This is a genomic window from Epilithonimonas sp., from assembly GCF_036780765.1.
GTDB lineage: Bacteria > Bacteroidota > Bacteroidia > Flavobacteriales > Weeksellaceae > Epilithonimonas.
In genome coordinates this window covers 446,387-457,959 of sequence record NZ_DAIQCG010000002.1, presented here as the reverse complement: position 1 = coordinate 457,959, position 11,573 = coordinate 446,387, and the positions used below count along the sequence as shown (strand labels likewise).

The following is an 11,573-nucleotide window of genomic DNA, read 5'->3' as shown; positions in this document are numbered from 1 at the left end:
AATTTTATATTTATGCATTTTCCAAAACCTCGAGAATTTCTATCCCAAATTTCTCTACTTTAGACTTTCCGATTCCGTTTACATTTTCTAAATCTTCCAAAGTGCAAGGTTTATGTCTTGCAATAGACATCAGATGGGTATTATGAAAAATGATATAAGCTGGCAATTGGGCTTCTCTTGCCTTATCTGCACGCCAATCTTTGAGCTTATTGTAAATAATCTTTTCTTCTTCCGAAAGTTCAGATTCTGAATTCACTGTAGTTTTACTAGAAATTACCGTATTCTTTTTGTTGTTGTAATAAATCAAAACCGACCAATAATTAATTTCATCAGCCATGAGTTTTGCATTCATATTAACAATCTCGAATCGGGATAAATAATCATTAACTATGGCTTCATCTGTAATTTGAAACCGATCATCAATTCTTATTTTCAAAACTTTTACTTTCATAATATTCAAAATTAAGATATAAAAACCTCGGCAAGTTTTCCGCTTACCGAGGTTTATTTGATATTATTTATTAGATCCCAAAAGAACCAGTTCATCTATTTTGATTTCTGTCACAAATCTTTTTGTTCCATCTTTGTCATCATACGATCTGTAAGTTAGTTTTCCTTCTATTGCTATTTCCTTTCCTTTTGGAACATACTTTTCCAAAATATCTACGACTTTTCCAAACGCAACAAGATTATGCCATTGCGTATCTTCTACTCTTTCACCTGCAGCATTGATATAATAATCACTTGTTGCTAGACTAACGGTTGCTTTTTTAGTTCCGTTTTCGAAATTGAAAACCTCTACTTCTTTTCCTGTGTGACCAATAAGTGTCACTTTGTTTCTTAAAGACATAATATTAAATTTTTGAATTAAACTTTTTAAATCAAGTCGTGTTTTGTCTTTCGCTTGATTTTCTGTTGCAAATTTTCATCAAAAAGAAAACTGGATTCGGTTAAAAAGTATTTATATCCGTTTGTAATCGTTTGTAAACGGAAAGTTTTTATAATTTTAGAGAGCATAAATTGATTTAATAAAATGAAATCTTTAATAACATTTCTGACTTTTAGCATTTTAACTTTCGGACAGAATTCAAAAACTGAACATAAGATCGGAGAAAAAATCCAAGGTAAATTTCTGGGAAATGGCAAAAAAATAACTGCAACTGTAATCAAAATTAAAGAAGCAAAAGGAAATCCGATAGAAAATGGTACACCCGCAGAATTTGAAATTCGATTTTCCGATGCAAAATTAAAACCGATAAAAGCAGGCTGCTGTGCGATTATTCTCATTAACGAAGGCGATTTAAATAATGATGGAAGCGATGAAATCTCAATTTATCAAGCTCCGATGAATGGCTGCACTTACACAATGATAACTTATTCCTTCATCAAAGGGAATTGGATGAAAATTATTCAGCCGTTTTTGATTCCAACCGGATGTGAAAATCTTAGTGAAAAGGATTTGCAAAACAGGGTGTTCAAGGAAAATGAGACAATTTACTTCTTGCAAAAAGACATGAGCGATGAAAATGGAAAATTAATCAAGAAAAAAGCAACGACTAATCATTAAGTTTCTGAAGTTTTGTAATTTAGTTGAATTGATAAATACACGAATGGAAACTCTAACCTGCCCAGAATGTGGCGACAAAATCATTGGAAGATCAGACAAAAAGTTCTGTTCCGATGCTTGCCGAAACGCCTTCAACAATAAGCAAAACAAAACGACTACCAACTATATGCGGAACGTCAACAACAAACTCCGCAAGAACTACCGCATACTTTCTGAACATAATTTTGAAGGAAAAACGAAAATCAATCGTCTTAAACTACAGAACGCTGGTTTTGATTTCGATTTCATCACACAAATCGTGAAGTACAAAAACGGCTCGCAATACTTTTTCGTTTATGATCAAGGTTACAAAATCCTTGATAACGATTGGGTTTTAATAGTAAAAAAGACCGATTAATTATGATTCTTACTTTTCTGATTTTGTTAGCTGCTTTGGCAATTTATCTTTACAATCTTCCAGTTTTTGGTGGCAGTTTTTCCGGCAAACGATTGATCCGGATGAAACAATCGCCTAATTATAAAGATGGTGTTTTTCAGAACTTAAGTTATACGCCATCGCTCGCTGAAGGATTCACGATGAGACAAGTTCTTTGGGAATTTATAACCGATAAAACTGAAAATAAAAAACCTAAAAATCTTATCCCAACTCATAAAACAGACTTGAAAAATCAGTCGATAATTGATAATTTTCTGGTTTGGATGGGACATTCATCTTACTATTTTCAGCTGGATGGAAAAAGATTTTTGGTTGATCCTGTGTTCAGTGGAAATGCCTCGCCTATTCCAAGAACTACAAAAGCTTTTGCCGGAACGGATATCTATTCTGCAGAAGATTTTCCGGAGATTGATTTTTTGATTATTTCGCATGATCATTACGATCATTTGGATTACAAAACCGTGAAAAGCCTTAAACCTAAAATTAAAAAAGTAATTTGTGGTCTTGGTGTTGGTTCACATTTAGAAAAATGGGGTTATGATGAAGAAAAAATCACCGAACTGGATTGGTATGAGGAAGAAAATGTATCACACGGATTCAAAATAACTTCTACTCCTGCGAGACATTTTTCCGGAAGACGATTCAAAAGGAATAATACACTTTGGTCTTCTTTTGTTTTAGAAACACGTAGTAAGAAAATTTTTCTTGGTGGAGACAGTGGTTACGATTTTCATTTCAAACAGATTGGAGAAAAGTTCGGACCTTTTGATTGGGCTATTTTAGAGAATGGACAATACAATGTGAAATGGAAATACATCCACACTTTGCCGGAAGAATTGGTACAAGTTGTAGAAGATCTGAATGTTAAAAATATTATACCCGTTCATTCTTCAAAATTTGCATTAGCACAACATTCCTGGAACGAACCTTTGCAGAAAATATTTGAAAACAGTCAAGGTAAAAATTTCAAAATTGCCACACCGATGATTGGCGAAAAACTCAGTCTAAATGATGATTCTAAGGTTTTTCCAGAATGGTGGAATTCTTAAATATTAAATTTATTTAAATTTGTGATATGGAAGAACTAAACGAATTAGAGCTGATACTCTTAGAAAACTTAACAATAAAATATCCGTCATTAAAATCTCATATTCCTTATCTAAAAGTGACTGAGAGAAAACTTAGTAAAGATAGTTTGATTACCAATCTTGTTTACCCGGATTTCAGTGGAGATTTTGAAGATATCAACGCCTTATACAGCAATGGAGAAAATATCGAAGTTAAAGGTTTAAAAGATGGTTTAAGTTATGTTATTGATGTCAGCAATGGCGAAATCACTACAATAGAATTCAATACTTACAATGAAAAATGGAACGGAAAATTTGATGATTATAAAATCGTAAAGTCAGAATAAATTTAAATCAAAAACAAAAAAAAGGATGAACAATGATGTTCATCCTTTTTTATTTTCTAATAAGTAGATTATTTAGCTTCAACAACAGATGTTTTCAACCAGTTTGTATGGAATTTACAATCCTTATATTTGTTATCAATCGAGATAAAAATTGATGGAATTTTATTCGTAACCCATTTTTCTACGATTTCGTTTTTCTTTTTGTTAAGCGCCATTTCCTTGACTCTCTCATAATCTGTGGACAATTCCAACTGATGCGCATCGATAATATCATTAACCTGAACAATACTGATCATTTTTCTTTTTTGAGAATCTTCTTGTTGGAAAGGATCCGTAATATCTCCTTTTTTAAGTCCTGCAATCTGATAAGAAATAGTTGGATCAAGATTCAGTTTTTCTAGTTTATCAGAACCATCCTGACTGTTGGTCATAATACCAGCACTGAATTTATTACTCTTATCATCAGAATATTTGTAAGCTGCATCTTTGAAAGTGATTTTCTTCTCCAAAATCAAAGTTCGGATACTATCCAACTCTTTTTTTGCAGCGGTAATTTCCTGAGCGTTTGGCGTACTTTTTATAAGAATGTGCCTTGCGTCGTATTTCTTACCATTTCTTTTCACCAATTGAATCAAGTGATAACCAAACTCCGACTCCACAGGATCTGACAAATCACCTTCCTGAAGGTTAAGCGCAGCGGCTTCAAACGGTTTTACCATTTGTCCCATATTGATGTTCTTATAAATCCCACCAACAGCAGCCGAACCTTCATCCTCAGAATAGATTCTCGCTTGGTTTTCAAAACTTTCACCACCTTTGATATCCTGCTTTATTTTGTTAAGCTTATCAATAATTTCTTGTTTATGCGCTGCAGAAATCTTTGGATAGATACTGATTTTAGAAAGAGTTACTTCATCTTTTACGTTTGGAAGCTGATATTTGAATTGATTATAAAAATCCGTTACTTCATTCGGTGTAACGTCCGCTTTTTCAGTAATTCTTCCGTATTTGGCTTGACCGTAATAGTTATCAGCATCAATTTTCTCAATCGCATTTTTCATCTCGTAAGATGTTCTGAATTTGTAAGCTGCCAACATCGTTTTTTCATCCGGAAACTGACCCAGAATCTGGTTGTATTTGTTCCCTGCCATTTCCTTGATAGCTGCACTTCTGTTTTCTATCAATGTATCCTTTTTTGCTTCGTAGATCAGCAATTTGTTATTCAGGATACTTTCCATAAAATCACATTTATCACCTACATTCGCGCCTTGCTGTTTCGCATAGTTCGCTTGATCCTCTATGTCAGATTCTAGAACAATCTCATTACCAATTACGGCTGCGATCCCATCTATCAGCTGACCTTTTTGTAATTGTGCTGATAATTTCCCACTAAAAAAGGAAACAAAAACAAACAATAAAAAAAGACATTTTGTGTATTTTAACATTATATTTTGATTATTAAGGTGCAAAATTAGGATTATCCGTCAATTCTGCTTCATTTTTTGTTATAATTATTTCTTAAAATTTTTCTTCAGTTCTGCCATGAAAGCAGGCTCAATCTTGACCTTAGTTTTTGCTCGTTGATTAGCTATTGTTGTTTGCAGTACTTTTTCTGTTACAGCATCTGTCATATCTTCTTTGGATTCTTCCAAAGTCATCTGCTGTTCCGGCAACAATTCATCAATCGCAACAATCACGTCTCTGTCTGATATCTTAGTCGCAAATGTCCCTTTTTTAAATGGCACATTATGTTTTTTGAAAATATCTGCACTTTCCTGGATCTTACCTTCCTCAAAATGAACCAAAACCTTGTTTTTATCGTTCACCTGATTTTTATATTTCTCTTTTAGTGCAGTCCATTTTTTAGGATCTTTTACTTCTTTCTCAAGTTCTTTTATGAGTTTTGGATCAGAAATAACAGCCGCTCTAGATTCTGCTCTTTTTTCCCAAACAAATTTGGACTTGTTGGCATTATAATATTCTGTGTAAAGCTGAGGATTATTTTTCACCTCGTCTTTCAGATATTCAGAGAAGATATATTCAGAGAAAAGATTTTTCTTAAGTTCTGTTAATTCTGGTTTTACCTCAGGAAGATTTTCAAAATTCTTTGCATAAACACCAATGATGTATTGCTCTGCCTGATAATCTACAAGTTCTGCCCATTGAGTAGTCGGAATCAATTCCAAACTTTTATACTGAGAATCTATGGTTTTTTTAAGATCTTCGTAAGTCACCGTATTTTTCCCATACGTGAAAAGAACAGCTTTTGGATTTTTCGGATTAAGATAAGCCTGATAAGATTTTTTAATTTCAGCAAAATCTTTAGTCTCTGTAAATTTATCCTGAGTTTTCAGCCAGTTTACCAATCTAGAAGTCGCTTCTTCACCATAACTTGTAGATAACATTTCTTTTTGGAAGAATCTTCTATTATCATCTGTTAATTGATAAGGCTCGATATTATAAATATTGAAGATAAAATATTTGTCACCAAACAAAATTGGCTCTGGTGTGTAATAATCTTTCTTCTGACCTTTCAAAGCATTATAAACTTCATCTGGTAAAATTGGAGATCCCATTACTGCACCTCCAGAATTTTTCTCTTCCTCAGTAGCACCAAACTCTTTTACAACTGCTTGAAATTTCTTCCCAGAAGCCAGTTCTTTATAGATTTTGGCTTTATTAGATTCATAATTATCATCTTTTGGAACAGACAAAACGCCAAAAATCATATAACCAAGGCTAGGTCTTGTGTTTACTACTTTTGCAAAAGCAACCACATTGGGTTTGTCAATAAATGATGTATAAGAATTAGCCGAAGCATTTTTTATCTGTTGATATAGTTCATAATCCAACATTCCTGGTTTTACATAAAATGGTTTTGATGCTTCTGGTTTAGAATTTTTTGCCAAGAAATCTTCCATTGTCATTTTACCGGCTTTCACTTCATTGTAAAGTGCTTTGTAATCGGTTTTATCATCCGCCTTTTTTTCTTTGATGAAAAGTAAAACCTGAGTTTCAGTCTTATTAGAATTAACAAAATCCTGAACCAATGGATCTATAATCGGTTTTGGATAGAATTTTTGCTCTCTTAACTCAGATAGTTTTTGATTAACAGAATTAACGAAAAAGTTAAGCGTATCCGCTTTTTTTTCCTTTGCTAATTGTTGCAACAATAAAAATTCTACTGTAGAATTTACAGATTTATCCGGACCGTTGGTTTCCAGTCCATATTTGTTATCTTTGATATAATCTTTTACAGAGATGCTGTCTTTGCCAACAATCAGGTATTGTGAAAAAGCAGTTTGCGAGACAAATGCTAAAACAACAGGAAAAAAAATCTTCTTCATTTTATATATGTTAATTTACGACACCCATTTGAGTGCTAAATTCTAATAAGGTTAAATTTATATTGCAGATTCGAATGAGGTCAATTCTTTGAACTGATTGATTCTCTCAGACAATTCTTCTTTTGTAACAGTTTCGATTCTTTCTGTCCCGAATTTTTCTACCGTGAAAGAAGCCATTGCACTTCCTACAAGAATCGCTGTTTTCATACTTTCAAAATTAAAATCGCCTTTCTTTGTAAGATACGCTGCGAATCCTCCTGCAAAAGTATCTCCAGCTCCTGTTGGATCAAAAACTTCCTCCAAAGGCAAAGCAGGAATGGCGAAAACTTTCCCATCGTGGAAAAGCAAAGCACCATGCTCTCCTTTTTTGATGATGACATATTTTGGTCCTAATTCGTGGATTTTCTTAGCTGCTTTCACCAAAGAATATTCTCCAGAAAGTTGTCTTGCTTCTTCATCATTAATTGTGATAACATCTGTTTTAGCAATTACTTTCATCAAGTTATCCCAAGCGATATCCATCCAGAAATTCATTGTATCAAGGATTACCAATTTTGGCTGCGTTTTCATTCTTTCCAAAACTGAAAGCTGAACCACAGGATCAAGATTTCCTAATAACAGAACTTCAGCATCAGCAGAATGTTCAGGAACTTTTGGATCAAAATCAGCTAAAACATTAAGTTCTGTAACTAGAGTATCTCTGGAATTAAGGTCGTTATGATATTTTCCACTCCAGAAAAAAGTTTTTCCATCTTTTACCATTTCTACTCCATCCACATTAATATTTTTAGAAGTCATCATATCCAGATATTCTTGCGGAAAATCTCCTCCGATTACAGAAACCAAACTTACTTCTGTATCCAAAGATGAAGCGGCTAAACCAATATATGTGGCTGCACCACCAAGAATTTTATCCGTTTGTCCAAAAGGTGTTTCGATGGCATCAAATGCTACAGTCCCTACTGCTAATAATTTCATATGTTAAGTTTTTCTATGTCCGATGTCCGAAGATGGATGTCGGAAATTTTTATATTATGTTATTTTATTTTTATTTTCGAAGTTAAAATCATCTGACTTCCATCTTCAAACTACTACTCTTTCCAATCAAAGGAATCTATCATATGCAGAAGATCTTTTTTGATATAATCTACAGCTGGTGCTAAGGAATCTGGTTTCGGACGGGAATTGAAATACAAATTCCCAGTTACAAAATGTCTCGTACTATCCGTCACAAAAAACTGAATATTAGAAGCCGTTTGTCCTTTCAATTCATAAAAACTTCCGTAAACTTTTTTCTCTGGATAAGAAAAAGTCTTAGTTTCAATAGAGCTTGCTTTGATCGTATGTTCATAAACCATTTTTTCTACTTCTTTCACGTGAAGATTAAAATCATTCTTAATTGGGAAATAGGTAATAAAAACATTAGCTTTCATCTGTGGATAAGACAGATTGTACCAACAAGGCTGTTTTGCATCTTTAATATTCGCAAAATCCGAATAATCGAAAGAATAACTGCAGGGCGAAGAAAAACTCAGATATTTTGGATTGGGATATTCCAAACGCAAATCTCCTTTTGGTTTCGGAACCGGTTCTTTACCGCAAGAGAATAACGATAGACCAACAAAAATTCTGATCAGATTTTTAAACATCCGGCAAAAATAACAATTAGAATTGATACAGAAAATTTTGAAAACCTAATTTTTGTTAAGAATAATTGATTTACAGAGAAATATGTAATAATGATTGGGGATTTAATTAATTCAATCGGAGATTTTCGAAATTTCACTAATTTTATATAACATCATTTTGTCTTTCCGGTAGGAATTTAAACTACTGAGATTCCTAGGAAATGACAAAATTGGATTTTATTACGGAATGATGTTTTATGTAGAATCTTGCAGCCCGACCTGAGCGGAAATCCTTTTTACGCAGCGCAGCGGAGTGAAAAGATTGGGAGTGGAAGGCGGAAATAGCTGCCCAAATTATCTTAATCTGTTTTAAAATGAGTTAAAATTAAACAATAATCTGATGAAATTAAAATATTTGTAACCTTTTTGATGTTCTTATCGTATAATATAATGCAACCTAATAGAATGAGGTTTTTATAATGAGACAATTAAAAATTACAAAACAGGTTACCAACAGGGAAACTGCATCACTAGACAAGTATCTGCAAGAGATTGGAAAAGTTGAATTGATCACCGCTGACGAGGAGGTAGATTTGGCTCAGAGGATCCGTGCTGGAGACAGAGCTGCTCTTGAAAAATTGATCAAAGCTAACTTACGTTTCGTGGTTTCGGTTTCTAAACAGTATCAAAATCAAGGTCTTTCTCTTCCCGATCTAATCAACGAAGGAAATCTTGGTCTGATGAAAGCGGCAAAAAGATATGATGAAACGAGAGGTTTCAAATTCATCTCTTATGCTGTTTGGTGGATTCGTCAATCGATTTTGCAGGCTTTGGCAGAGCAATCGAGAATTGTAAGATTACCTTTGAACAAAATTGGTTCTATCAACAAAATCAACAAAGCTTACGCTCACCTTGAGCAAGAGAACGAAAGACCACCTTCTCCGGAAGAATTGGCAGAAGTTCTGGATATGAGCGAGGAAGATATCAAAGAATCTATGAAAAACAGTGGTCGTCACCTATCAATGGATGCGCCGCTTGTGGAAGGTGAAGATTCTAATCTTTATGACGTTTTGCGTTCTGGTGAATCTCCAAGTCCTGATAAAGATCTAATGTTGGAATCTCTACAAATCGAAATCGAAAGAGCACTTCAAACTTTGACGCCTAGAGAAGCTGATTTGGTGAGATTGTATTTCGGATTGAACGGAAAACATCCAATGACACTTGAAGAAATCGGTGAAACTTTTGACCTTACGAGAGAGAGAGTTCGTCAAATCAAGGAAAAAGCAATCAAAAGATTGAAACATAATACGAGAAGTAAGATTTTGAAGTCTTATTTAGGGAAATAAAATTTTCATTCACTGAATGGTTTTAAAGCAGGACTTTTGGTCTTGCTTTTTTTGTATTTTTGAAGTTATGAATAATAAATTTAATGAAATTATTAAAAGTGAAAATTTTTCTTTAGTTTCAGATTTATCAGAAATATCTTTAGATAAATTTATAACAAATGACACTTTAAAAGACATTCCTATTCTTGGAAGCATAACAAAAATTCTAAGTATTGGAAATACAATCAATGATAGAATTTTCACCAATAAATTAATCCATTTTCTAAATGAGCTGAAAGATTTGGATAAAGATTTTATTCTTAAGGAAATTCAGTTCATTGATGACTCCAAAGAATATCAGCATAAAGTTGGAGAAAAACTTTTAGAAATAATTAGTCGAGTCGATTCCGATGAAAAACCTAAGATTATTGGACGTTTATTTAATAATTTTTTACTAAAAAGAATCTCATATTCAGAATTTCTAAAATTAACTTACATAGTAGAAAAAACATTTTTACCAAACTTATTTGTTTTAAAATCATTAGATGACAAGATGATGTTAAATATTAGTTTTGAAGAAGAAGAAATTTTAATTAATGGACTTTGTAAAAAAAGAGCAAATCCTTTTTATATGTATACACAAAATGAGTTAGAAGATTTTAGAAAGAAGAATTCGAAAATTACCGAACTAGGAAGTAAGTTACTTCACTACGGTTTAAAATAACTTATGAAAAACATCTCAATCATCGGTGGGGGAATTGGCGGTTTGACTTTAGGCAACTTTCTAAAGCAACAAAACATCGATTTCAAAATCTATGAAAGTGCGCCAGAAATAAAAACGGTTGGAGCGGGAATCGCAATGGCTGGAAATGCAATGCAAATTTTCGATATACTCGGATTGAAGAAAAAAATTGAAAATGCAGGAACCAAAATGCACGCTTTAATCATCACTGATGAAAAGCTGAAAACTATTTCTAAAACTGATGTTTTGAAATTGGAAAGCCAATACAATGTTTGTAACATCGCCATTCACAGAGCAGATTTACAAAGAATCTTGAGTGAAAATATTTCGGAACACATTGTTCTGAATAAACGGCTTTCGAAAATTGAGAAAAAGGAAAGTTACCATTTGACTTTTGAAGATAATTCAGAGATTGAAAGTGAAATTGTTTTCGGAGCTGATGGTGTAAAGTCTTTAGTTAGAAATCAAATTCTTAAATCCGGAGAAATCCGAAATGCCAATCAAAAATGTTGGCGCGGAATTCTTACAACCGAAATTCCAGAAAAATACAGTCACAACGCTTACGAAATTTGGGGAAAAGGAAAACGTTTCGGTTTTGTGAAATTATCTAAAAATACTTTATACTGGTACGCTTTGGTCAATGAGAATTTCTATTGTGCTGATATTAATTTATTGGAAACGTTTCACGAATTCCATCCTGATATTTTGGAAATGCTTTCTAAAACTTCTAAAGAAAACATTATTCTGAATGACATTATCGACATCAAACCAATGAATAATTGGTCCGCAGAGAACCTTTGCCTAATTGGAGATGCTGCCCACGCAACTACCCCGAATATGGGACAAGGTGGTTGTCAAGCTGTTGAAGATGCTTATATTTTGTCAAAGCTTTTGAAAACCGAAAAAGACTGGAACAAAATTTTTGATCAATTTGAAAAAATCAGGAAAGAAAAAGTTCATCATATTGTGAACACAAGTTGGACAATCGGAAAGATTGCGCAATGGGAAAATTTCACAGGAATCCGAAATTTTATTTTTAGAATGATTCCGGAAACTGTTAATCAAAAACAGATGGAGAAGATTTTGAGATTGGAAATCTAGTTTTTATGTTCTT

Annotated in this window: 13 protein-coding genes; 7 read left to right on the top strand and 6 right to left on the bottom strand. The window is 33.2% G+C overall.

The features are described 5' to 3' along the window. Window positions 1–10 precede the first annotated feature (10 nt). Together V7P73_RS05575 and V7P73_RS05570 are read right to left on the bottom strand one after the other, a co-directional pair. Window positions 11–451 carry an HRDC domain-containing protein gene (locus tag V7P73_RS05575; protein WP_333851941.1) on the bottom strand — a complete coding sequence of 147 codons (441 nt, stop codon included), beginning with the start codon at window positions 449–451 and terminating at the stop codon, window positions 11–13. 63 nt (window positions 452–514) lie between these two features. Next, entirely contained in the window at window positions 515–850 is a 336-nt protein-coding gene (locus tag V7P73_RS05570; RefSeq protein ID WP_333851940.1) for a single-stranded DNA-binding protein, read from the bottom strand. Between the two features lie 183 nt (window positions 851–1,033). Here V7P73_RS05570 and V7P73_RS05565 point away from each other — a divergent pair, with 183 nt between their 5' ends. Genes V7P73_RS05565 through V7P73_RS05550 form a run of 4 tightly spaced genes read left to right on the top strand, consistent with a single transcriptional unit; the run spans window position 1,034 to window position 3,417 of the window. Then, window positions 1,034–1,567, top strand: a complete 534-nt coding sequence (locus V7P73_RS05565) for a hypothetical protein (RefSeq protein ID WP_333851939.1) — start codon at window positions 1,034–1,036, stop codon at window positions 1,565–1,567. 43 nt (window positions 1,568–1,610) lie between these two features. Beyond that, window positions 1,611–1,964 (top strand): DUF2116 family Zn-ribbon domain-containing protein, encoded by a 354-nt coding sequence (locus tag V7P73_RS05560; protein WP_333851938.1) that lies wholly within the window; start codon window positions 1,611–1,613, stop codon window positions 1,962–1,964. A 2-nt stretch (window positions 1,965–1,966) separates the two neighbouring features. Further along, window positions 1,967–3,052, top strand: coding sequence for an MBL fold metallo-hydrolase (locus V7P73_RS05555; RefSeq protein ID WP_333851937.1), 1,086 nt, complete (start codon window positions 1,967–1,969; stop codon window positions 3,050–3,052). A 26-nt stretch (window positions 3,053–3,078) separates the two neighbouring features. Further along, on the top strand, window positions 3,079–3,417 hold the full coding sequence (locus V7P73_RS05550; RefSeq protein WP_333851936.1) for a hypothetical protein: 339 nt from the start codon (window positions 3,079–3,081) through the stop codon (window positions 3,415–3,417). 68 nt (window positions 3,418–3,485) lie between these two features. Here V7P73_RS05550 and V7P73_RS05545 read toward each other — a convergent pair whose 3' ends face one another. The 4 genes from V7P73_RS05545 to gldD form a co-directional block, all read right to left on the bottom strand. After that, window positions 3,486–4,862, bottom strand: coding sequence for a peptidylprolyl isomerase (locus V7P73_RS05545; protein WP_333851935.1), 1,377 nt, complete (start codon window positions 4,860–4,862; stop codon window positions 3,486–3,488). 66 nt (window positions 4,863–4,928) lie between these two features. Continuing rightward, window positions 4,929–6,764, bottom strand: coding sequence for a hypothetical protein (locus V7P73_RS05540; protein ID WP_333851934.1), 1,836 nt, complete (start codon window positions 6,762–6,764; stop codon window positions 4,929–4,931). Between the two features lie 57 nt (window positions 6,765–6,821). After that, window positions 6,822–7,742 (bottom strand): PfkB family carbohydrate kinase, encoded by a 921-nt coding sequence (locus V7P73_RS05535; protein WP_333851933.1) that lies wholly within the window; start codon window positions 7,740–7,742, stop codon window positions 6,822–6,824. 113 nt (window positions 7,743–7,855) lie between these two features. Continuing rightward, window positions 7,856–8,413 (bottom strand): gliding motility lipoprotein GldD, encoded by a 558-nt coding sequence (gene gldD, locus V7P73_RS05530; protein ID WP_333851932.1) that lies wholly within the window; start codon window positions 8,411–8,413, stop codon window positions 7,856–7,858. Between the two features lie 458 nt (window positions 8,414–8,871). Between gldD and V7P73_RS05525 the strand changes: the two genes are divergently transcribed. The 3 genes from V7P73_RS05525 to V7P73_RS05515 are packed head-to-tail and all read left to right on the top strand — an operon-like array spanning window position 8,872 to window position 11,560. Continuing rightward, on the top strand, window positions 8,872–9,738 hold the full coding sequence (locus V7P73_RS05525) for a sigma-70 family RNA polymerase sigma factor (protein ID WP_027383822.1): 867 nt from the start codon (window positions 8,872–8,874) through the stop codon (window positions 9,736–9,738). A 16-nt stretch (window positions 9,739–9,754) separates the two neighbouring features. Further along, window positions 9,755–10,441, top strand: coding sequence for a hypothetical protein (locus V7P73_RS05520; RefSeq protein WP_333851931.1), 687 nt, complete (start codon window positions 9,755–9,757; stop codon window positions 10,439–10,441). Between the two features lie 3 nt (window positions 10,442–10,444). Continuing rightward, window positions 10,445–11,560: an FAD-dependent monooxygenase gene (locus V7P73_RS05515; RefSeq protein WP_333851930.1), complete on the top strand. Its 1,116-nt coding sequence runs from the start codon at window positions 10,445–10,447 to the stop codon at window positions 11,558–11,560. Window positions 11,561–11,573 lie beyond the last annotated feature (13 nt).